Origin of the sequence: Flavobacterium sp. RHBU_3 (genome assembly GCF_046613565.1) — a bacterium.
Taxonomy (GTDB): Bacteria; Bacteroidota; Bacteroidia; order Flavobacteriales; family Flavobacteriaceae; genus Flavobacterium.
In genome coordinates this window covers 255421-278352 of sequence record NZ_JBKJHC010000006.1, presented here as the reverse complement: position 1 = coordinate 278352, position 22932 = coordinate 255421, and the positions used below count along the sequence as shown (strand labels likewise).

Below are 22932 nucleotides of genomic sequence, written 5' to 3'. Positions count from 1 at the left end.
TATGAATACTATAAAAGACACACAGGTTAGTTCACTACTTACCGCACTGCATAAAGAATCGGAGACTAATTACAGAGAGCGTTATGCCATACTAAATAGTATTACAGATACTACTGAGCGCGAAAAGAAACATGATGAACTCAGGAAAACGGCATTCATGTCGGTATCGCCTGAAGAAGGTTCACTGCTGTATTTTCTGGCTAACTACGCTAAAGCAAAACATATAGTCGAGTTTGGTTGCTCGTTTGGTATTTCTACCATCTATCTTGCGGCAGCGGCTAAGAATAATAATGGCAGGGTTATAACCACAGAACTTGAAGCCTCTAAAATAGCGCAGGCTGAAAAAAACATAACTAAAGCCGGCCTGGAAGGTTATGTAATCTTTTTATCCGGTGATGCTACCCAAACATTAACTACAGTTGAAGGAGACATCGATTTTCTATTTTTAGACGGTGCCAAAGAGCTTTACCTGCCTGTTTTTAAAATGCTTGAAGCTAAATTAAGCCCCAATGCCATTGTGTACGCCGATAATACAGACAAACCGGAAGCGCAGGATTTTGTAGATTATATTCAAAGCAAAGGCAATTTTAATTCCACTTTCTTATTTGGTAACAAAGTACTGCTTTCAAGCAGGCTTTAATAGCAATTCATCGAATGACTAGATATAAAAACATTGCTTTAGCAGCATTGAGCCTGGTATCAGGTTTAAGTTTCGGGCAGGGGAAACAATACATTTTAGCACTCTCTAAGGGAGAAAAAAAGGTAATCGTTTACGATTACAAAACGCTGGATAGCGTAGCCAAAATACCTGTAGGCGCCGACCCTCACGAAGTGGTTACCAGCCCCGATGGTTCGCGTGCCTACATCTCTAAACCATTGATGAACGATAAGGGACATGAAATTGCCGTACTGAACCTGAAAACGCTTCAAGCTGAAAGCATTATAGACACCAAGCCTTTCTTTGTTCCGCACGGGCTTGTGTACCTTAATGACCAACTGTGGTTTACCGCACAGGGCTCTAAAGCCGTAGGTATTTATGATATAAAGGCCAATACGGTGACAGAGGTTTTTGGAACCGGTCAGGATTTTACACACCTGCTGTATGTTACACCCAATGGTAAACGGTTTTATACCACCAATGTAGAATCAGGTACGGTGAGTATTTATGAATATCTTGAAATTCCGCCTTATATGCCGCCCACCGGTGTATTGCCTCCTAATGCAAAACCAAGGCATGAATGGCGCCAAACTCTTGTAAACGTAGGTGTAGGTGCTGAAGGTTTTGATGTATCGCCCGATGGTAAAGAATTGTGGACCGCAAGACCTGACGGACATGTTGTAATTGTAGACCTTACTACAAAAAAGATAACAGCCGATTTTGAAACGAAAGTATTAGGGTTACACCGTCTTAAAATTACCCCTGACGGAAAAACCGTGTGTATTGTTAGTGTAAAAACAGGCGACCTGCTATACTATGATAGTAAAACACACAAATTAGAAAAACAGGTTAAAATAGGCCGTGGTGCCGGAATTTACATGGATAAGGAAAGTGACAGAATGTTTGTATCCTGCACACCCGATAATTATGTGGTTGTTATAGACCTGAAAACCCGTAAAGAAATTACACATCTTGAAATGGGCAGGCCCGATGGCATAACATCGGTCATTGTTCAGTAATAAATATTTAAAACTCAGAAATTAATATGGCAAGCGAAATTTTTTGGCCCGAAGAATATCTACCGGGCACTACAGATAACTATTGCTCTAATGAAGTAATCGTAGCAGGGCTTACCGCAGCTCAGGTATGGCCTTATCTCAACAATCCTTTTGAATGGCCTAAGTATTATGCAAATTCATCTGATATAGAATTTGACAATGATGGCGGACCCGAGTTTACGGCAGATTCCCGTTTCAGGTTTAAAACATTTGGTTTCCCTATTGAGGCAGAAATTACAGAATTTGTACCTCCAAAAGAAAATGAGCCTGCAAGGCTGGCATGGCATGGCTGGGCAGAGGGAGACGAAAATACAAGATTAGATGTTATCCACGCTTGGTTGATTGAAGATTTACCCGGGCAACGTGTACGTATACTTACTCAGGAAAGCCAGATAGGTAAACCGGCTCAGGAGTTAGCTAAGGCGAAGCCTAATCCTATGATTAACGGCCATCAGGACTGGCTGGAAGGATTGGTAGAAGCTGTAAAGGCAAATAAATAGTAAACTATAGAGTATATTAGCTTAATTCCGCAGTCACAGTTTGTGGAATTAAGCTAACATATATTTGTTCTTATTTTGGGCAATTATTACAATCAAATCAACCTTAAATCATGTTTGAAAAAATATATAATTGAATCCGGATGAAAATTATTTGTAAAAAAAATAAACCAATCGGTTTATTTTTTTTACATTTGCATCAAATTAATCTGGTAAGGTGATGACAAAGGCAGAAAAAACGAGGGAATTTATAGTGGCGAAAACCGCGACAGTTTTTAATGAAAAGGGATTTGCGGGAACCTCTTTCAATGATTTAATTACTAGTACCGGGCTTTCAAAAGGATGTATTTATGGTCATTTTGAAAGTAAGGATGAAATTGCATTAGCAGCTTTTGATTATAATCGTAATAGGATTTCCAATTATTTTGACAGTCAAATGATACAGAAAGATACTATTATAAATCAACTATTGGTTTATCCGCAGATTATCCGCAGATTTCCTTCAATACCGGCGTGGCAAGGTGGATGCCCTATATTAAATACATCTACAGAGGCTGATGATACACATATTTCATTAAAACAAAAGGCTGCTGAAGCATTGTCTTTGTGGCAGGATAAAATTGAAAATCAAATCAAGAGAGGTATTGAATCAAAAGAGATAAAAATGGATGTAAATCCAAAGGAAATAGCCATCTTGATTGTCTATTTGATTGAAAGTGCTGTTATGCAGGCAAAGGTTTCAGGAAGTATGAGTAACCTCAGAATCGCTATGGACTTTTTAGAAAAAACAATCAAAAATTTAAGCTCTTAATTTTTTTAAACTAAAATAAACCAAATGGTTTATTTTTAAACCTTCATATTCATGAAAACAACAGAAACAAAAAATACACCAAAATTGAATATTGTGGTGTTAGCTGCAAGCGGCCAGGCCGGACGTACTATTCTTAGCGAACTTATTAGCCGGGGGCATAAGGTTACAGCAGTGTTGCGTAGTCCTGATAAACTTCCTGACAGCATCCGTAAGGTTCAGGATGATCTGAGTGATACAGACAGGATTTCGGAAATCATTCGTTGCGCAGATGCCGTTGTTAGTGCCTATGGACCTCCCAAAATTGATCGATTTTTTACCGATGTCAATTATACAGATTCATTAGCGGAGGTTACTAAACGTGAAATAGAGGCTGTAAAAAGAGTAAATGTACCTCGCCTTATAGTTGTCGGTGGGGCGGGTTCTTTATGGTTCTCTCCTGGAGTTAAGGTACTTGATTCCGGTCACTGGCCTGAAATTTTGATACCTATTGCAACTTCTCACATGAAGGCATTTGCAGCTTTAAGGGATTCGGGAATAAACTGGACTTATTTCAGTCCTCCGATGTTGATAGATCCTGGCGTGCGAACAGGAAAATTCAGGCTGGGAGGCGATGATGCCATCTTTGACGAAAACGGGAAGAGTTGGATTTCATTTGAGGATTATGCCGTTGCTTTGGTAGACGAACTAGAAAATCCAAAGTATGAACGAACCCGCTTTACTATTGGGTACTAATTATTTTAAAGGAGCATTTTAAGAGGTGAATATTGAACAGGCAAAAGGGTTATAGGCATTTATATAGCTGTTTTTTACATCAGTCAAGTTACCTGCAACTAATCCGAACTGCCTTTTGGAGGCACGAAAAATTCGGCTATTGAAAAGCAAACTCTATATCCGGATTATAATAATTAGTCAACACAAAATATTTGTATGTCAGTACACCTGATAAGCCCCTATTAATAATGATGTTTAGCGAAATTTAATGAACAAAGTTTAATACAAAAATATAAAGTAAGATTATGATAAGTATATTGGCAACTCAGACAAAGCTGGGAGCTTATGACCTGCCTAACAGGGTTGTAATGGCTCCACTTACAAGAATGAGGGCAGATAGTAATTACGCACCTGGAGATCTTGCTGCAGAATATTATGGACAAAGGGCTACGGCCGGTCTTATCATCGCGGAAGCCACTCAAATTTCTCAACAGGGACAGGGATATCCTAATACCCCTGGTATATATACTGATACGCAGATTGAGGGCTGGAAAAAGATTACAGATACGGTACATAAGAAGGGAGGCAAGATATTCCTTCAGTTATGGCACGTGGGACGTTTGTCTTTCAGTGCGTATCAGCCAGATAATGCTTTGCCCGTTGCTCCATCAGCTATAGCAGCACCAGGGCATGCTTATCTGCCGGATTTCACCAGAGCAGATTATCAGGTACCCCGTGCCCTTACTAAGGATGAAATAAAAATTATTGTTAATGACTACCGTAATGCTGCTGTTAATGCAAAAAAGGCAGGATTTGATGGTGTTGAAGTGCATGCTTCTAATGCCTATCTTATAGAGCAGTTCTTAAAGTCAGTTAGTAACCACCGAACCGATGAATATGGAGGAAGTATAGAAAATAGAGCTCGTTTTTTATTTGACGTACTCGATGCCGTACTTTCGGTTTGGGGTAATGATAAAACCGGTATCCGCCTTTCTCCTTTCAATATCAGTGGTATTCCCGCAGAGCCGGATCCTTATCCGCAGTATGATTATGTGATAAAAAGATTGGCGCAATATAAACTGGCCTACCTTCATATTATCGAAGCGAAAGAAATTAACCCGGGGCAAGGATTAGCGCTGGCAAATGTACCGTTGGACACGGAGAAACTATATGTGAAACATATCCGTGAGTTTTATAAAGAACCAATTATCGTGGCAGGTGGTTTTGACAAGGAAAGGGCGGAAATAGTGCTTGAAAAAAGTTATGTTGATGCCGTGGCTTTCGGAAGGTATTATGTGTCTACTCCTGATCTTGCTTACAGGCTTATAAACGGTATAGCACCCAACGAATTAGATAGCAGTACTTATTATGGTGGTGGAAGAAAAGGGTATACGGATTATCCTTTTTATAGCGCAGAATAAAAGTGAAATGAAACTATTATCATCACTGCGACAACTTGCTTTTAAGGGATAGGATAGTATATTTAGAGAAACAAATAGCAGCAGAAGCTTTGCTATTTGTTTGTTATCTTTTCCGAGAAGGGGAGTGAAATGTTATGCAACAAATGCTCATACTGAAGATTAAGGTACTCCAGTCAAATGTAGCAACTCCAATATCCTTTGTTAACTAACCGGTAAATTGTCCGCTTACTGATACCAAAAAGCAGGGCTGCCTGGTCTGCGTTGAGGTACTCCATGGCTTTGATTTTAATCAAATCACCGGTTAGAGTTGCCTCTGTTTGCGTCTTTATTTTTTCTACAAATGCTTGTTTTTCAACAGCTTTGTAAGCCCTGCTGTTACATGTATGCGAACAGTAGCGGGTACGTGTCGTTCTGGCTATAAAAGTGTTTTTGCAGAACTCACAGATCTTCGGAATCTTTAAATTTGAACTCATAGTGTGACTATTTATGTCCCAACGTGCCTACATGTGCCTCTGTGTGCCTGTACGTGCCATAATTTCGCCATGGTTTGTACCTCAAAAAAAAATTGCAAACGAGGTACAACCGGGGTACAAATTTTAGCAAAGCATCGATAAACAAAGCTAAAATTAAGGCAAATAAAAAACCAGTTAAAATGTTGTTTTATAACAATTTAACTGGTTTTGTTTGTGTTATCTTGTGATACTTTGTGCTAACTATTTGCCGATGCAGAAAGTGAAGTATTATGTTTAATTGATTGATATAAAGATATTTATAATAGATGGAATGTTTTAAAAATGTAAAAATGCAGCAAATATTGAGAAAACATAGAATAATGAAAGGAAAATGTGTCCCTATTTTGTAATTATTCTTAATCTTTATTATCCGAAATTCCTATAATACAAGAAGCAATCTTATTATCTATTTCATCGACAATAGTACTGCTTTCTATCATTTCGTTTATACGTTCCATATCTAAATCGATCTTCTTATAATCGGATTTTAGAGATGACAGATTCAAGACTGTTTTCTTTCTCTTATTCTGTTCTCTTTTAGCATCCAAATGAGGTTGTAAAATCTCAATCCATTCTTCTGCTAATCTCTCATAGTCTACTGCTTCAATAGAATTAGGTTTTAACAAGTTTAGCATAACTCTAATAGACTGTCTCAAACTTTGATTTAGATTTTTATTCTTTCCCTCTACTTTTTTTGAAAGAATATATTCCGCAACGTCTAATGCCCTTTTCTTTTTTGGAGGAAGTAAATCTCTTTCTTTCTGCTTAAATAGATTAATGAATCTATGTAACGAATTGTCATCCCATTTTAATTTTTTAGATTCTTTACCGATACTCTCTCTTAAAGAATTACAAACATCGGGAAAATCGGTGTGTATTACATTGTTTTCATCAATAAAATACCATCTTGGGCTTTTATTTTTATCTCCTTTTAAAGCTATAAAACACCAATCTTTCTCACTTCCGATAAAACTTACTCTTGTTTTAATTTCTGATGAAACATCTTTAAACTCTTCATAGATTCCTTCAGATATTAGAGCATTTTTTCCCTCTTTAAGTTCTATTACCGATTGAAAGCTATCGTGAATTCCTGACCAAGACTCGTCTTTATCAATAAAATCTTTATACTCTTTAATAAGAGAATTAGTAGAATCAGTTTGAGAAAAGTGTTTTTCTTTTAATGCTGTAGGAATTTCAAAATTTGAGCCAAATATGTCTTCAACCATATCGTTTGTATAAATCAATCTACTATCAGTTTTTAAAGAATACTCTTCTGAATCATCTGGCCAATAAATTTCTATCTCTTTATGCAAACTATCCATTCTGTCAACTCTACCAATTCTTTGTTCCACTATTCTTAATACGCTTGGTAAATCTAATAAAACAATTGAAGATGCTTTTTGTAAATCAATACTCTCAGACATTTTATCAGAACATAAAGCAATACAGTTTTCATTAGATTGTGATTGTAGATTGAAAAGTTCCATTACTTTTTTACTGTCATTATCTTTTTCACTTCCTGATGCTACTAAGAGCTTTTGATTAGGATATTTTTCCTCAAAAAGTTGCTTTAAGTAATACAAAGTAATTACGGTACTATCGAATGCTAAAATATTCTGATGTTTCTTGGAATTCTTGACTAACTCTTCAACTTTTCCCAATTCTCTTTGTCCTGAAAGCTTTTTAGCCAAAGAACTTATCTTCTTGTATATTTCTAATTCTTGCTTACAGATAGTTATATATTCTTCTTTATTTATTAGCCAAATTGGAAACAATTCTTTATTAAAGATTTTATTTTTTCGAGGAAGTTTGTTTAATTCGATTAAGTCTGATATTTTTTTAATCTTGTCTCCGGTATGGTTACTTTTCCCCTTGAATTTAAAATAATCCATTGCTTTTTGAGAACCTTCAATATGTTCAACTAATGCAATATGTGATGAACGTAAAGCTGCCCGAATCATATAGGTGGATAAAGCTTTTCCTGCCCCAATTCTCTTCTTTATGTATCCTTCAAGGCTCTCTTGTTTAGAAATCTCAAAATTAGGTTTATGAAAACTTGTTAAATAAGTTACACCTTTTAAATGTGAGGTCAATTCATTTATTTGCCTAACGATTTCCTTATCTGATTCTGTTTCTTTTGTTGTATAGGTTTTTTCTTTTTGCTTTGGAAATTTACAAGTCTTGTTTAGTTTGTTTATATATTTTTCTGGCTCTTTGTCAATTTCTTTATTGAGACTCTTTTTGGTTCTTCGAACAGTAAACTTGCTAATGAAGTTTCTCAAATTTTGAATATCATTATCGTTACTTTTCAAGTAAGGTTTATTTATGAGTGTTTTATATCTTTCAAAATCTTCATCACTCAAATTGTCAATATCTAATAATTCTATCAGTTTCAGTAAATCCTCTACCTTTTTACTAATTGGTGTCGCAGTTACTAATATTTTATAATCTGCTCTATTGGATTTGATTAATCCTGTACGATTAGATGTAGGAGATAAATAATTATGAGCTTCATCAATAGTCAAAATATTTGCAAGGCTTAAATCTTCTATAATTCTCTTTTTATTTTGAGTACTTGAATGACTTAACAAGCCCATTGAAATTTGAGAATTGTCTATTTTCCTTAAAGCCCTGAATTCATCTTCCCATTTTGTAACAACTAAAGGAGGGCAGATTATCAGAGAATTTGTTTTATAATTTTTTCCAATTTCATAAAGCCAATGTTTTAGGGATAATACCAGTGATGTACATAATTTTGTTTTTCCTGCTCCCGTTGGGTCTGCTATCAAAACATTAGATTGTGTTTGAAGTATCGAAACCGCTTGAGTGATGCCTTTCCATTGCGTCGGCCATAATTTTGTCTGTTCAAGTTTGGTTAAAATAGCTTTGTAGTCATTCAGCCAGTTTCCCTCGAGTATTTCTGCAATAGCTCTTGCAAGTGCCTCCTCCCAAGTTACTTCTTTGATAAGTTCCATAAGTAACTCCTTTATTTTATCATTGTAGGGAGTTGCTTCTTCATAATAACTTTCAGCAATTAGTCTTATTGATTCATATTGTCTTTTCTCCGTATGCCCAGAATCCTTATTTACCCTTATATTTGCTTCTTCTTGATAGTTTAATCCATTTTTACTGAAATTTGAAGAGCCTAATACCGCACTGTCATTACCCACATAGATTTTTGCATGAAGTTTATCCTTATATCTAAATTCTATTTTTCTTCTATCAATCTTATCAATTAGATTCATAATAGCACCGCCCAACATTATGGATAACCCTTTTTTTAACCAATAATCTTTTATTTCCTTGTCTAATTTGAGTTTAACATATTTCTTTCTACCTCTGATATTGGGTTCAAATCCAATTAAAATCCTCACTTTTTCCAAATTTTGAAAATCTTTGCTTCCGAATAAATCCACAAGATTAGATAGTGAAGTAAAACCGGTAATAATAATATAATCAGAACTTTTATCAATGTCTTTATAAACAATAGATGCTACTGTTCTCCTATGAGATTTTAAGTTAAGGGGAAACAAACTTTGTTCAGGCCACTTGTGAGCATCAAAGTCAAAAGAGGTCTGAAAATCAGCTGATATATGTCCTTTTTTATTCAATTAGTTATTGTTTATATCTTTAATATCTATTTCTATTCCCATTTGTTCTGCAAAAGCCTTTACCATCATTTCTTTTTTCTCTATATTTTTCTTTTTTTGAAAATCAGGAAACCTTTCAAATAACATTTCAGTGAGTTTATTTCTTAATATAGGTTCATCAATTAATTCTACCAAACTATACCAATATTCTACTTCTTTACCATTTCTTTGCTTAGTAAATTCAATAATATCATCAATTTTAGTTCGAGCAAATTCTCCTATATATATATTGTTTTCAAAAAAGAAATTATCTCCTAAAAGATGGTGAATATTTGAGGCAAATGATTTTTTCTTTTCCTTTACATCCCTAGAATATCCTCCACTATTTATTTTTAGATACATTATATTCGAGTTAGGGATATCGGATAAAATAAATGGGGAGTGCGTAATAAATATTAGATTAATACATTTGATGTTTGTTAAATTCAAATTTTTTATACCTTCTATTAACCTCTTTATAAAGACTCTTTGGTATTCAGGGTGAAAGTATAATTCAATTTCTTCTAGAATAACATTTATGTACCTATAAGAAATCTTTTTTGTATCTGCACTGTTTTTAACTGATTCTAAATTAATCAAATGGTAATATATTGCACTTGTAGTATAAATTTGTTGTTTTTCGCCCGAACTTAACGTGCTAAATTTGATTCCTTTTTCGCTTGATTTCACAGAATCAAGCTCTATATCGGTTTTGAAAATCGGAGGGGGTAAATAGTTTATTATATTTTCATTATTACTAACATTTCTTATTTCCTCCGCTAAGCTTTTAATTTCAATTTTACATTCTTTTTGTGAAGTATCAAAGAGTATATGTTTGTTTGTTACGAAATTTAATATTTGCCTAAGTTTAAAAGTTATATGGCTATTGTCGTTATTTAATTTCGAAATTAGCCCTTTCAAATCTTTAAAGCATTGATTTTCAAAATCGAAATATTTGCTATAACTATATTCATCGTATTTATGACAAATACTTATTAGTTTATATAGTATATAAAGCTTAGAATGTTCAAAAAGCGTTTTTTCTAACTCTATTTTGGGATATTTTCTATAAAAAGTATTAATAAGATTGTCTAGAATATTATTTCTAAAAGTATCATCAAACTGAGATAAATCTACTCCAAAATCTTCTGTGGATTTTTTCTCATAATATTCCAAATCAGTTAATTTGAGAATGAGAACTGTAGCTTCTAAATTATCGCCTAAATTTAAATTAAGCTTTTTATACGAGTCATATCGAAATAAATTAGCTAATAATCTCTGATATACTAATTCATTTTCTTTATTAATGTTTATTATCCCATTATCTCTCCATGGATTTAGTACAACAGGGGTTTGATAAGCATCATTTTTATGGAATAGTTTAGAAATCCAATTCCCTTCAATACTAGAATTGAATGCATACAAAGAGTAATTAATCACTTCTGTATAAAAAAATGAATTCATATCACTAAAGTATGTGGCTTTTATTTTCGAAATTGACCACTTTTTAGAATTAATATCCGGTTTCCCTTTATATACTTCATATTCAATTTTATTCAAATGATTTTCAAATATTTTAAGTTTGAAAATATCATTTTCTATTTTATAAAATATATTGATAGCAATTCCAGGAACACTATCAGTTATATGATATTCATTAATCGGATTCTGTTCTTTGTATACATAAAAAAAATTATTAATCCCTTTTATCAATAAATCTACAAGAGTACTTTTACCGCTACCATTTTTACCTACAATTGCTGAAATATTAATTTTAGTTTCATGATTATTAGAATATAAATCAAAATCTTCAGTAATTAATTCTATAATTTCTTCATCATTTTTCCTTACGAATTTATAGTTTTTATTAAAAACATAAGGAATATTTCTCTCAAGTATTTTTGAGTGTCGAGATTCACAGGAATCCAATACTTCTAATGCTATAATTTTAAAACTCATTTTAATTTAATAATTCCTAATTCTATTAAAATATCTTTTTTCATCTTACTTAGAGGCCTCCTGTCAAATTTTGCTTCTTGAAAATGGACTCCAAAGGCCAGTCTATAAACTTCATCCCTATCAAGAGTAACTCCACCCAAAATTTTACTTTCTAACATATCGATATAATCTTCGGAATAAGCATCTTTAATTTTTCTTAAATCCTCGATTTCATCTTCGTGCGCCTTAAATATTTCTTCTAATCCAAATGCTTTTACTGATTTTTCTGAGAAATCGTCTTTATCGTCTGTAATAATTTTAAAAGAAAATTTGTGATAGTCTTTGTGGTCATAGCTAAAAGTATAATTAAACTTTTTACTAGGATTTTTATAATAAGGGTGGAAATGAGTTGAAAGGTCAAAAGGTGTTGAACCTTTCACTCCACTATTACAAACAGAACAGCTTGGAATCAGATTATAGAAGGATAATGCCAGTAATGGATATTCACTTTTAGGAAACCAGTGGTCAAATGTAGGTCTGGTAATTTTCTTTCCGGAATCACTAATTACTGTTTTTGTGTAAATTCGATTACAATAGGTACAAGTAGGAATATCTAACTTTTCAGCTAAATGGTAAGCATTATAATACCTATATGTTGCTTTATCGTCTGTTTTTATCCAGCTATCATAATTAATCAATTTATGCAAAGATTTTTTTAGAGCTAATGAAGTAAATTTATCCTTTATACTATCAAGTTCATCCGGAGTACCAATTAATACCTTTTTCAAATTGCTTTCATCATTTAAGTATTTTACGATAGAACTTTTTATACCGGTAACTTTATATATATCATTAGTTATAGAAGGAGGATTAGGCTCTGAAAAAGATTTTCCATTTAACTTTCTCTTAATTATATATCTCATAAAAAGATAATGATTATCTCTGGCCTCAGTTATATTGTAAAGGTTAGTGTCAATATACTGCATAATTATTTTCTTTTATTTCTTAATAATTCAATTTCTTCATCAATAACTTGATTATAGTATTCATTATCAGGAACTAAATCTGTTATCATTTCAGTAAGTTTTATTTTCACTACTTTTTCATCAATGAGATTCACTGTTTTTTTGTAGTATTCTAATTTGTCTTTGAATTGCGGGGTAGTTTTCTTTTCTAATGAAAGTCCTTTGCTCTCATTTATCCACTTTATTACTTCTTTTATTTTTGATTTTGAAAAATCGCCTATTAAACCATTTTCAACGAAAAAAGAATGAGCTAATAAATCCGTAATATTTGCCCCGAATGTTTTTTGGATTTTATTTTTATCTATATCTGAAATTACGGAACAGTACATACCATCTTTTTGCAAGAAAACCACATTATTAATTGGTAAATCAGATAAAGTAAGTGGGTCATGCGTTGTAATTATTATTTGTAACTTCGGCTTTACTTCAAGTGATTCAAAGAAATAAGGAATTGTTTTTAAAATTGCATCAACATATCTTTTTTTCCATACAGGATGAAATCCCAAATCGGCTTCGTCTAACAAGAGAATATAGTTTTTCTTATCAGGCAAAGATTTGCTTTCTTCTATCAAGTTATTATGAATAAAACTATATAACTTTGAAAAAAAATTAAGCAAAGCATTTTCTCCTGAACTCATATTTCTGTCAGTTGGTCTAAAAGCTATAAAACCATCTGTATAATCTCCCTTATCTATGAGTCCTTCACTGGTTGGGTAATAATGAAGAAGATTAATTACAATTTTTTTATGCAATTGTAAAATTTCTTTTATCTCATCTAAATTTAGTCTGATACTTTGTTTATTGATGTTATCGGGATTAGTTTCCCCCTCAAATAATGAATCTAATTTTTCAAAAAATGGCAGAATTTCATTATAATCAAGAATGGTTTTCTTAAATTTTCCTTTTTCAATATAACTCTCCTTGATGAAATAGAAAAATAAAGCCTTTGCGGAAGAATCTTTAAACCTACTCATATCATAAGGATTCTCAATTGTGCCTTCTCGTAACCAAGTATTCCCTTTCTCCATCTGCTCAATCACAATAGACATAAATGCTTTTATAACGAATCGTTCTAACAAATATCTGTTTACTTCTGCTTGATTTATAATGTTATGATTGTTATCAAATTTTTTGATTGAATGCCATTCTTTGCTTTCATTTTCTGCTTTTTCTAAAATAAGTTCTATTATTGGTCTTAATGGCATTGGAGTATTATGAAAATCTGGAATTTCCACATCTCTGAAATGTAGTATTCCTGTTTCATATTGTGGTAATTCAAAAACTTCTCTAAAAACATAATTTTCCTTAAAAACAAAAGAACTTAAAAATTCTATCTGCCTCATTGAGTTTTTGAAAACTAATTCTTCGTGTAAAGGAAATCTCCAGCCATTTTCATTAGTTCCTTTCCTATCTTTATCTTCCAAATCTTGCTTAATAAATTGGTCGAGGGAAATATCATATTTATCAACCTCAACAAAATTGTTGTTATACTTCAAATCAAAATGCGGAGAATAATAGATACTTTGATAATCTTCTATTTCTATTTTTTCTAATTCTTCATAACCTTCTGGAAACTGTTTGTCTTCTTCTTTGAGAATAAAATCTAATATGGTAGAGGTATCATTTTTACCTTCATCAGTAATTACAATTGCTTTGTAATTTGAAAACAAAACTTTTGTTTCTCCATCAACCTCAACTAGGATAGTTGAGTCGTTATAAGGCATTGAATACACATACTCTACAAATGTTTTTCTAATAACATCTAAAACAGAAGATTTTCCTACACCGTTTTGACCTACAATAGCACTCATTAATTCTATTGGACATTCGCTATTAGAAATGTTGAAAAAATTAGGAATATATTTTTCATTAAACTTTCGTGTCACAATTAAATTTTTACCAATTGATAAAAATGAATATAGATACTTTCCACCAAAATTTAATGATTGTGGTTTACATGTCAAATATTCATGTTCTTTTAAAAATATGCTAACAATCATATGTCATTAGTTTTAGAAATTTGGTCATAATATTTTTTAAAGTAGCCCAATTCATTTATTGCTATTAAAGCAGCTCCATCCAAAGTATCCTTCCATACATATTTATAATTATAATAAGCAACATCATATATGTCGTTATGTATATTCTTTTCCCAAGCAATCCCAATAACTATTGCTGATTTGTTATGTAGAAATGCTGCTACTAGGCATCTACTTTCGAGTTCATTCAAACGTGCTTTTTCATTTTCAAATTTTCCAGAGACAAAGACATAAATAATATGATTAAATGATGGAGAAAAATAAATTCTTGCCCTAATATTGGTATTAATTACTTCATTCAAATTATTTATCAGTTTTACTCTTTCAAACCTTGTTTCCCTAGCCATAATTTCACATGCTTTCATCATATTGTTCAAAGTTGTACTGTTATAGCCATTCTCATTAAAATAATTTTGAGTAAAATGATTAATTATAAAATCCCATTTATAACTTTCTCTTCTTTCTTTTTTTTCTTTAATATAGTATTTGTTCTTTTTTAAACTTTCATAAAGCCCTTCATCAAAATATAGATATGTACTATCTGGAAAATTAAATTCGTTACATAAATAAAAAGCTAATAAATCTTCTTCTCCGTTACCAGTAAAATGAACTCCCGACAATTTAGTTTGCTTTTCGTTTAAATAATCAATAAAATCAGTTACTGTATCAAGCTCTGAAATAATCGAATGAAAAGAAACCTCATCCATAATATTCACATATCCATTATTTTCAATTGATTCTGGAATAGGAAATTTACCTCTTCCTCCAATCGATAAAGCTATTTTATAAAATTTTTTTTCTGAGGGTAATTCTATTTCCTCTTCTGAACCTTTCAATTTAAATGAAGAAACTGTTTTTAAAAAGCGTTCGGCACCATTTAGTTGCTTTAAGGAATCTTCAATAGCTCGCTTATTCCACCTGTTATAATCTACTCCATAATTATTTGTTAGACTTATATTAATTTCCTTTACAGAGATTAGAATTATATCGGCACTACAAATAACAATAACATCACAAAGTTCTTTTCCCTTCTTACCAACAGGATTTACAAAACTGAATAGAGAGAAAAAAGAATCTTTACATAATTTATATGCCCATTCTTCAGATTTAGTCATTTTTATTTTTATCTAACCAGTTATCAATTAATATCATTGTTTTGTTATTTGGTTCAAATTTTTTATCAATCTTTCCTATGTCGATCATAACAGGAACTTGTGCTGACAATCCAGCTAAAATACAAGTGCCTGTGGGGAGAATAGGTAAAGATTCAAAAGATAGCTTATCCAAATATGAGACTGTTTTTTCAACAGCCTTTATATCATTGTTGTTAATTAACCTATGAAGAAAAAAATTATGTAATTGGGATATAATTGTTGAAGAAATGTCTGAAGGTCGTTGGCTCGCTATAGTTAAAAACACTCCAAATTTTCTACCTTCTTTTATGATTTCTTCAAAAGTTTCAAGCCTATAATCTTTCCAAGTTTCACTTTCTCTTTCAGATATTGAAGAGAGTATATTATGAGCTTCATCAACGACAATATTTAAGTAAGTTTCTACTCCATTTTTCTTTTCTTGTTCTTTTTCATCTTTCTTTACTTCATATAACTGCTTGCATATCAAAAGTGGTAACATTTTTCTCATTTCAATATTAACATCTCTAAGAGAAATAATAGTAATATTTCTATCCCACTTTTTGTCTTCAATACTTATAACTTTTTTTAAGTCTACAATTTTTTTGGGAGTTCTTTTTAAAAGAGGAGATAAATGTTCAATATTAGAAAAGCCATTTATAATCTCATGATAATATTGCAAAACTATCCTAAGCCTTACCTTTGTCAAATACTCTGATTCAATTTCGTCAAATTCAATTTCATCTAAAACATTATTTACATAAGGAATAGCATTATTGTCATAATATGTGTTTCCATCATTGGCTATGAAATAAAAGGTCTTATTTTTATTATGAAATTGTAGTTTATCCCTTAATACATTTAAAACTTCAATTATATTACTGTTTATTACACAAGCATCGATTTGACTTAATAAGTCAATAATAACGTTAGTCTTTAAGTTATCATCTTCTTTGTCAATAATTTTTGAAATAGATTGCTTCAAAAATTCTTTCAATTCTTCTTTGTTATTTACTTTTTCTTCTAACCAATCATTTTCAATTGCTCTATGTAAGAAGGGTTTCTGAGTTTTTTCCGTAGCATCCAATACCAAAGCCCAGAAGTTGTGGTCTTTAATATAATCTTCAGGAACAGGAAATCTGTCTTTAGATATTCTCGTATTAAGGCAGTAAATATTTTTATAATCTTTTTCAATGATTGTATCATCTTCGATATACTCCCCATTAAAGTCAATAAATATAAACTGAGTATTTTTTATAAAGTTTTGTTGTTTAATATATTTTAAAAACAATTCTCTATATAATTTTGCCAAAGTGTAAGATTTTCCACTTCCAGTATTTCCAAAAATCCCAATATGACTAGCAAATAAATCATTAATTCCTATATTTATTTTTTGTTCATTTTCATGTGTAAGAGTACCCAGTGTGAGTGGAGAGTCGCCAATCTTTACAAAATCATGAACATCATTAAATTCTTCCTTTTCTAATAGATAACATTCATTATTAATTAACGGAAGCTCCTTAATACCACGTTCGAATCCTTTTTTACTAAAGAATCCTAACAAACTGACGATTAAAATTCTCTTAATCTTGAATTTTTCACTTTTATAGTTTTTTTCGGTAACTTGCTTATCCTCAACAATAAATTCTCCATCTACTTTACCAATGATTTTGGTAAAACCTTTAGTAATTTTAATATAGCTATTAACTGAAATATTTCTAAGAAGTTCCCCATTGTATAAAAGATGTGAACTGTTTTTCGTTTTGTCGACTTCAATTTTTACGATTCTGCCTTCAACAGAAATTACTTTGCCAACTTTGAATATAGAATCTTTTTGTAGAGCTATTTCCATACCTATTTTTTAAATGCTTTTTTTAGCTGAATACTCTCTAATAAAGGAAAAAATAATAATTCATTAGCTTTAGCTAAATCAAATTTTTCAATAGGATTAAGTAATTCAACATTATAATAGCTACTTAAATCTATTCTGTCTTGATTTAAATTAGAAATTATATCTTTTGCTTCAGGGGTATAAGAGCAGATAAAAACTTTTAAGGTAGGATTTGATTTAATAGCTCTAAAAGTAATATCTCTGATATGTTCGTCTGCCATAGAAAATCCCATTATGAATAATACAGAATTTTCCTTTTCTAATTCATTTGCATATAGGCGCAACATTTCATAGTATGTTTTATTAAATGTAGTATCTCTAAATTTATCCTTTGTTGGATTAACTACTTGCAATTGCTCATAAACTTCAATAAAATCATCCGTTAAAGGTATAGGGTTTTGTTTCTTGGATTCCTTAATTATTTCTTCAATGGTTAAATCAGTCCCAAAATCACTCCACTTCCTATTGCTCATTTCGAGAATATCTAACAATTCTATATCTTCAATTTTAGAAATTACCTTTTTTAAGAGGTCGAGACCAGCAAATTCTATAACTGTGTTTCGTAACTTCCAAGTTACGGAACCATGAATTTTAAGCAGGTTAAAAACTGGTATTTCTGCAACATTGTCATAATGTAGACTCTTTTGATAGAATGATTTCTTGAAATTACTTAATTGAAATTGTTTCTTAAAAATTCCATTAAAACCATCATTAAACTGTAATCCTAAGTCTTCAATAACCTTCTCGCAAAATACATCTATATTTGTAGTAAAAATATTTACTTGTTTATTTACTGTATTGCTTCTTCTTTCAAATAGAATCTGATTAATAGTTTTAAAGAAGCTTTTATAAGAATTATATGTTAATGATAAATCTGGAGGATTTGAAGAATTATCATTACACTCAAAATTTTCAATATCCACATTTTTTTTCATTGCGACCTCAAAATAACTTTTATACAGGCACGCTTTAATATACTTTCGTAATTCTTCGGTAATTTGTTTGTTATCTTCAAGACCTGTAAGCCATGACTCTATCCCTCCCAATGTTTTCATGAAGGGAACAGATAATCCGGAACCTATTAAAAAACTTAAATTACAATCTTGAATTATATTTTTAAAATTATCAAGCTTACTTTCAAATGGATTAATAAATATTGATTCTTCTACCTGATTATCTACAGTTGGTTTGATTGGCGACATATGTATTTGAATTAAATAAGATATTCCCTATCTATTAGATTTCTAATATGTTAAAATTATAAAAAAATATTATCATTATAAGTAATATGTCTAATTCTGTTGATATAAAAAATGCGAACTCGAATGTTCGCATTTTTTATTATTTTAATTATTTTTATTATTCAACTGAAATCACAGAACAATCTTCTAAACTTACTTTTGCAGTTACGCTATTTAAAACAGTACCATTAAAAGCATTTTTACCCCTAAACTGCATTATCACCACAGCATAATCATTATACAGCTTATATGAAGTTTCTACGTGTTCAAAGCTATCAGGGTCATTCATATTCTTCTTTACAATTTTCACTAATTCTCTGTTTGAACCGTCCCAACTACTTAAACAACTCTCCTCAAAATCTGCCCTATTTTTTTCATATTCCTCTTTTTGTTTTGCTATTAACTTTTCTGCCTCTACATTAAGTTTTTGATTTTCTACAATCTTCCCATCAATGAAAGTTGTATATTCCGGTACGTTATTATTTTGGTATTCTACTTGGCCAATTTTCGAGTATGTTATTATAGTTTTCTTGGATATTAGTTTGCCATTATCATCTACTTCAAAATTTATTACGTAATTTCTAATTAAACCATTCTTTAAATCCTCTTTTAAGTAGGTCTTTGCATTTTCAAAATCGTATCTGGGGTTAAATACTAAGATTTTCTTTTTGCTAAGACTATCAATCTGCTCTGAGATATAACCATCATGGGGATACTTTGTCGAATAATTGCCATTTTTGAAAAGCTCACCTATTTCTCCTAAATGTTTTAGTGTTTGTATCGATTTGTCTAATGTATCTTTTTTGATGTAAGCAACTACAATATCCTCTTTGTCTTCAAAATCTATTTCGTTTCTCTCCTTTTTGCCATTCGGATTCATTAGTGCTGCCAATATAAAGATTACCGAATAACTTATATATCTAAATGCTCTATTCTTCCATATTTGCAAATTGATTTTATTTGATACGACCGGGAGGAGGAGTAAGCCTAACAATATTAATAATAGCCCAGTTATATACAAACCTTTGGTTAGCATTCCTAAGCCCCCAAATAGAAAAAATATTGCAAAAATCCATTTAAGAACATTTAAAACTTTGTGTTCCGTACCTGCTGAGGTTGATTGTGTTTTCATATAGATAATTTTAGGTTACAGTAATGAAAGAGGGTGCTAACTAACAACATTCTCTACTCAGGTCACTGGTATAACCCACAAAAGCAATGAAGCAGAAGCACCCAATCGGGAACCTTCCGCAAATCATTCGCTTTTGTCTATTTAATATTACCAGTATTTGAGTAGAAAAACGAAATGCAAAACGCAATATCTATATGTTATTTAAAACCTTTTTGCCTTATACTTTTATAATTTTAATTGACTACGAATATAGCATTTTTACTACATAAATTAAAAGTTACTTTCATTTTCCGGCAGATATAGGCAAAGCCCATTTCCAAACACCTCTATATGTTTTAACCCAATTTGCATATACTAAGCTATCAGCAAAATCGGGGCTTCTCCCCAAAATTTTTTTAATAGCCTCCTTGCTCACAACTTTTACTGTTCTATCGGCATAAATTTCATATTTAATAGCTTGTAATTCCAATTTTAATGTCTCATCGGTTATATTACCCACATTACCAGTGATTAGTTCTTTACGTAGCTCGTAATACATCTGCGAGCGTAAATTATAAGGCTTAAAAGCTTCATCATAATCTGTTTCTTCCGGTTTTGCGCCTCCCTGTATCTCAATCACATCATAACCTTGCATTTTCAAACTATCTACTACACCAGCACCAACGCCAACACTATCAATTCCTACATAACTGGGGTCAATATTATAGTCTTTGATTAATTGGATTGTACGTGTTATAACCTCTGTAATTGCGGTTTGGGGATAACTTTCAATCAATTCAATATTACCATCTTTTAGAATTATAAAAACGGTTCTGTCATCTCCATATCTGGCCACATCAACTCCCATAGATATACTGGTAATGCTGCTGGATATTTTGTTTGCGCTTCTCTGAATAGCCTCACTTGGAATAAGTTGATTTATAGTGTCCACCAAACTCCAATCTGCATAAAGGTATTTTCGCAATAGATTAGGATTGTCTTTAAAAGCTTCTTTAAGGTTGATGACGTATTCACTATTTTCATCGTAATTGTCGGTTGTAAGGCTTTGAATGTAAACCTCATCTTTATTTGTTGACTGGATAAAAGTAGGTATCAACCAGCAAGCTTCTGGATTACTTGTTAACCGGCCTTCGTATTGTGGTTTCTGCTTATTTGGCAAAATCCATCTTAGACGGGTTTTAAGTAGACTATACACATCTAAGCTTACCTCATTTGCCTCATCTATTCCAAACCAGCCAATTTCTAATCCTTTAATTTTTTGCAATAAGGGGTCTTTAGAAATATTCGCATCTAAAAAAGTGAGAATAGAGCCGTTTATAAAAGTTACTTCTAATGTTGTTTGATTAAAATTTCTTAATATTTCTTTGGGGCAAATGGACAAGAAAGTTACTAATGTAGTTCGTCTTAAAACAGAAAGTTCCTTTCGGACAATAACTAATCTGTTTCCTGGATATTTCATAGCCTGTTTTATGGCTTCAGCACATAAAAACCAACTTTTACCGCCTCCCATAGCCCCGCCAAACAAAACATATTTTGCCCGGCATTTATGAGCCTCAATCTGTTTGGGCTTAGGAGTGTAATAAAGCGAAAAATTAATTTTCATAATTGAAATAATCTATTTCTTCCATTTCTTTCAAGGCAACTACAAAAGCTTTCTTGAAGTTTCTTTGTTGACTTGGGCATACATCTCCCCAGATAACTTCTACATCAAAATAATGTTCTAATCCTCTATCTTCAAATCGCTCAATAAACATTATTCTGTATGGATTAAATATTATTTTACAATCACCTTCAATATTGTTATATGGTTGATTTATGCCATTTAACAACATTAAAGCGTAGGTTCTAACTTTTTCATACTTATTTTTATCTTCTAAAATTTCAAAATAAGAGTCAATTTTCTCCTGTGATAATTGATTTTTCATAACTATTTTTTTTAATCTGGAATATTACAAATGAATTGTACTTCACCCGAATGCTCTATTTGTTGTTTAAATAAGCCCTGTAGGGTAGTTAGTTCTTTATTTACAGCCAAGGCGGTTTTATAATCTTTTTTGTCCATATTAAGCCTATATAGCTCCTCGTATCTCCTTACAGCTTTGGCATAATCATATTCGATTCTTTTCTTTACCGACTGCTCAACAAGTATTTTTGCCCGTGCAATATATTTATCTGTCTGCCTCTCTCCAATATTCCACTGAGTAGAACTATGTAGAACAATATCCTCCCTGCAATTACCATTTATTAGTAAGCGGGCTATATCTTTTATGCGTTGTTCTACTATGCCTTTATCTGCTTTTTGCATTGATATTTTTTTTGGTTTCCGACTATATTACAAGTTAGATATTTAGTTACAGTATAGCTCTATGTACTTGTCTTGCAAAGCCTTCAGAAACCATTTCTTAAATGTTTTCCGAAAAAATCTTTCCTTTAATTGCTTTATTCTTTTCTTCATTGCTTTTGTATTAGATTTGTTAATCCCTTCTTCAACCTTTATATAATTAGCGTGGGTTGACGCAAAGAAGAGCATTCTTTCTTCGTCAGTAGAACCTGTAAAATCTACTTCTTCACTAAAAATGACTTTTGCAAATGCTTCACTGAGGTCGTTATACAGCTCTTTAATTTTTTCTCTGTCCATTAAATCTGCTAAGTTTTTTATTTGTTCCGGCAGTTTGCGTTTTTGATTATAACAAAACTCTACACGAAGCATTTTTTTTGAAATAGCGATACTATCCACTACTTTAGATTGATAAGATTTATCATATACTTTTAGCGAATATTCACTTAAAAAGCACTTTCTACCATAATCAATTTGCTTATTTTTCATTTTATCAAACTTCCTTTCTTTATACTCTAAAAACAGGTCTATATATTCGTTTGCTGGTTGAGGTGTTTTTATATTAAATCCAAATTCCATTTTTTTTATCTCCCAGTACTCTGCCTCAATCTCGAACTTAATACATATTTCTGCTATGGCATTGACTAATTCTGAATAAGCGAAATCAGTGTAATTATTGCCCTTGTAAAATTTATGTAATGAGTTTGATAGTTCAATTTTATCGTAGTACAAAACCACTCTTAAATCCTTATACTCACTTTCAAAACCTTTCAAAATTCCCTTTTTAAATTTTGGAACGAAAATTAATTCCTGCCATTCAAATGGATGTATTGAGTTAAAAGAATATTGAGGTTCAATTGGAGCGACTATCCTAATAAAATCTATCATCGAAAAGCAGCTT

Annotated in this window: 19 protein-coding genes; 6 read left to right on the top strand and 13 right to left on the bottom strand. The window is 31.6% G+C overall.

What is annotated here, in order from left to right; all coding sequences use genetic code 11:
• Window position 1: 1 nt before the first annotated feature.
• The 6 genes from ACLI1A_RS10945 to ACLI1A_RS10920 all read left to right on the top strand — a co-directional run bounded on the left by ACLI1A_RS10945 (window position 2) and on the right by ACLI1A_RS10920 (window position 5156).
• Window positions 2-640, top strand: a complete 639-nt coding sequence (locus ACLI1A_RS10945) for an O-methyltransferase (protein ID WP_411408692.1) — start codon at window positions 2-4, stop codon at window positions 638-640.
• Between the two features lie 14 nt (window positions 641-654).
• Entirely contained in the window at window positions 655-1677 is a 1023-nt protein-coding gene (locus ACLI1A_RS10940; protein ID WP_411408691.1) for a YncE family protein, read from the top strand.
• 26 nt (window positions 1678-1703) lie between these two features.
• Window positions 1704-2216: an SRPBCC domain-containing protein gene (locus ACLI1A_RS10935; protein ID WP_411408690.1), complete on the top strand. Its 513-nt coding sequence runs from the start codon at window positions 1704-1706 to the stop codon at window positions 2214-2216.
• 217 nt (window positions 2217-2433) lie between these two features.
• A complete protein-coding gene (locus tag ACLI1A_RS10930) occupies window positions 2434-3024 on the top strand; it encodes a TetR/AcrR family transcriptional regulator (RefSeq protein WP_411408689.1) in 591 nt (196 codons plus the stop codon).
• 51 nt (window positions 3025-3075) lie between these two features.
• A complete protein-coding gene (locus ACLI1A_RS10925; RefSeq protein ID WP_411408688.1) occupies window positions 3076-3756 on the top strand; it encodes an NAD(P)-dependent oxidoreductase in 681 nt (226 codons plus the stop codon).
• 284 nt (window positions 3757-4040) lie between these two features.
• A complete protein-coding gene (locus ACLI1A_RS10920) occupies window positions 4041-5156 on the top strand; it encodes an alkene reductase (RefSeq protein ID WP_411408687.1) in 1116 nt (371 codons plus the stop codon).
• Between the two features lie 173 nt (window positions 5157-5329).
• On the opposite strand, the gene ACLI1A_RS10915 is transcribed toward ACLI1A_RS10920, so the two are convergent.
• The 13 genes from ACLI1A_RS10915 to ACLI1A_RS10855 form a co-directional block, all read right to left on the bottom strand.
• A complete protein-coding gene (locus ACLI1A_RS10915; RefSeq protein ID WP_411408722.1) occupies window positions 5330-5431 on the bottom strand; it encodes a helix-turn-helix domain-containing protein in 102 nt (33 codons plus the stop codon).
• A 593-nt stretch (window positions 5432-6024) separates the two neighbouring features.
• A complete protein-coding gene (locus ACLI1A_RS10910; RefSeq protein ID WP_411408686.1) occupies window positions 6025-9279 on the bottom strand; it encodes an SNF2-related protein in 3255 nt (1084 codons plus the stop codon).
• The gene (locus ACLI1A_RS10905; RefSeq protein ID WP_411408685.1) at window positions 9280-11256 is read right to left on the bottom strand and encodes an AAA family ATPase; all 1977 of its coding nucleotides are present in this window, start codon (window positions 11254-11256) and stop codon (window positions 9280-9282) included.
• The gene (locus ACLI1A_RS10900) at window positions 11253-12221 is read right to left on the bottom strand and encodes a hypothetical protein (RefSeq protein WP_411408684.1); all 969 of its coding nucleotides are present in this window, start codon (window positions 12219-12221) and stop codon (window positions 11253-11255) included. The genes ACLI1A_RS10905 and ACLI1A_RS10900 overlap by 4 nt, the downstream gene beginning before the upstream one ends.
• Before the next feature lie 2 nt (window positions 12222-12223).
• Window positions 12224-14260 (bottom strand): AAA family ATPase, encoded by a 2037-nt coding sequence (locus tag ACLI1A_RS10895; protein WP_411408683.1) that lies wholly within the window; start codon window positions 14258-14260, stop codon window positions 12224-12226.
• Window positions 14257-15414 (bottom strand): hypothetical protein, encoded by a 1158-nt coding sequence (locus tag ACLI1A_RS10890; RefSeq protein WP_411408682.1) that lies wholly within the window; start codon window positions 15412-15414, stop codon window positions 14257-14259. Before ACLI1A_RS10890 ends, ACLI1A_RS10895 begins: the two co-directional genes overlap by 4 nt.
• A complete protein-coding gene (locus ACLI1A_RS10885; RefSeq protein WP_411408681.1) occupies window positions 15407-17281 on the bottom strand; it encodes an ATP-binding protein in 1875 nt (624 codons plus the stop codon). Before ACLI1A_RS10885 ends, ACLI1A_RS10890 begins: the two co-directional genes overlap by 8 nt.
• Window positions 17282-17283: 2 nt before the next feature.
• Window positions 17284-18522, bottom strand: coding sequence for an SIR2 family protein (locus tag ACLI1A_RS10880; RefSeq protein ID WP_411408680.1), 1239 nt, complete (start codon window positions 18520-18522; stop codon window positions 17284-17286).
• A 157-nt stretch (window positions 18523-18679) separates the two neighbouring features.
• Complete coding sequence (locus ACLI1A_RS10875; protein ID WP_411408679.1) at window positions 18680-19693, bottom strand: hypothetical protein; 1014 nt, start codon at window positions 19691-19693, stop codon at window positions 18680-18682.
• 283 nt (window positions 19694-19976) lie between these two features.
• On the bottom strand, window positions 19977-21296 hold the full coding sequence (locus ACLI1A_RS10870) for a phage terminase large subunit (protein WP_411408678.1): 1320 nt from the start codon (window positions 21294-21296) through the stop codon (window positions 19977-19979).
• Window positions 21286-21618, bottom strand: a complete 333-nt coding sequence (locus tag ACLI1A_RS10865; RefSeq protein WP_411408677.1) for a hypothetical protein — start codon at window positions 21616-21618, stop codon at window positions 21286-21288. Before ACLI1A_RS10865 ends, ACLI1A_RS10870 begins: the two co-directional genes overlap by 11 nt.
• 11 nt (window positions 21619-21629) lie before the next feature.
• Window positions 21630-21998 (bottom strand): hypothetical protein, encoded by a 369-nt coding sequence (locus ACLI1A_RS10860; protein ID WP_411408676.1) that lies wholly within the window; start codon window positions 21996-21998, stop codon window positions 21630-21632.
• A gap of 42 nt (window positions 21999-22040) precedes the next feature.
• On the bottom strand, window positions 22041-22919 hold the full coding sequence (locus ACLI1A_RS10855) for a hypothetical protein (RefSeq protein ID WP_411408675.1): 879 nt from the start codon (window positions 22917-22919) through the stop codon (window positions 22041-22043).
• Between the last annotated feature and the right edge of the window lie 13 nt (window positions 22920-22932).

Coding starts and splice junctions, on each gene's coding strand:
- ACLI1A_RS10920 (WP_411408687.1), top strand. CDS start 4,041: ATGATAAGTATATTGGCAACTCAGACAAAGCTGGGAGCTTATGACCTG.
- ACLI1A_RS10855 (WP_411408675.1), bottom strand. CDS start 22,919: ATGATAGATTTTATTAGGATAGTCGCTCCAATTGAACCTCAATATTCT.
- ACLI1A_RS10905 (WP_411408685.1), bottom strand. CDS start 11,256: ATGAGTTTTAAAATTATAGCATTAGAAGTATTGGATTCCTGTGAATCT.
- ACLI1A_RS10870 (WP_411408678.1), bottom strand. CDS start 21,296: ATGAAAATTAATTTTTCGCTTTATTACACTCCTAAGCCCAAACAGATT.
- ACLI1A_RS10865 (WP_411408677.1), bottom strand. CDS start 21,618: ATGAAAAATCAATTATCACAGGAGAAAATTGACTCTTATTTTGAAATT.
- ACLI1A_RS10925 (WP_411408688.1), top strand. CDS start 3,076: ATGAAAACAACAGAAACAAAAAATACACCAAAATTGAATATTGTGGTG.
- ACLI1A_RS10945 (WP_411408692.1), top strand. CDS start 2: ATGAATACTATAAAAGACACACAGGTTAGTTCACTACTTACCGCACTG.
- ACLI1A_RS10895 (WP_411408683.1), bottom strand. CDS start 14,260: ATGATTGTTAGCATATTTTTAAAAGAACATGAATATTTGACATGTAAA.
- ACLI1A_RS10885 (WP_411408681.1), bottom strand. CDS start 17,281: ATGGAAATAGCTCTACAAAAAGATTCTATATTCAAAGTTGGCAAAGTA.
- ACLI1A_RS10860 (WP_411408676.1), bottom strand. CDS start 21,998: ATGCAAAAAGCAGATAAAGGCATAGTAGAACAACGCATAAAAGATATA.
- ACLI1A_RS10875 (WP_411408679.1), bottom strand. CDS start 19,693: ATGAAAACACAATCAACCTCAGCAGGTACGGAACACAAAGTTTTAAAT.
- ACLI1A_RS10940 (WP_411408691.1), top strand. CDS start 655: ATGACTAGATATAAAAACATTGCTTTAGCAGCATTGAGCCTGGTATCA.
- ACLI1A_RS10915 (WP_411408722.1), bottom strand. CDS start 5,431: ATGGAGTACCTCAACGCAGACCAGGCAGCCCTGCTTTTTGGTATCAGT.
- ACLI1A_RS10930 (WP_411408689.1), top strand. CDS start 2,434: ATGACAAAGGCAGAAAAAACGAGGGAATTTATAGTGGCGAAAACCGCG.
- ACLI1A_RS10890 (WP_411408682.1), bottom strand. CDS start 15,414: ATGACTAAATCTGAAGAATGGGCATATAAATTATGTAAAGATTCTTTT.
- ACLI1A_RS10935 (WP_411408690.1), top strand. CDS start 1,704: ATGGCAAGCGAAATTTTTTGGCCCGAAGAATATCTACCGGGCACTACA.
- ACLI1A_RS10880 (WP_411408680.1), bottom strand. CDS start 18,522: ATGTCGCCAATCAAACCAACTGTAGATAATCAGGTAGAAGAATCAATA.
- ACLI1A_RS10900 (WP_411408684.1), bottom strand. CDS start 12,221: ATGCAGTATATTGACACTAACCTTTACAATATAACTGAGGCCAGAGAT.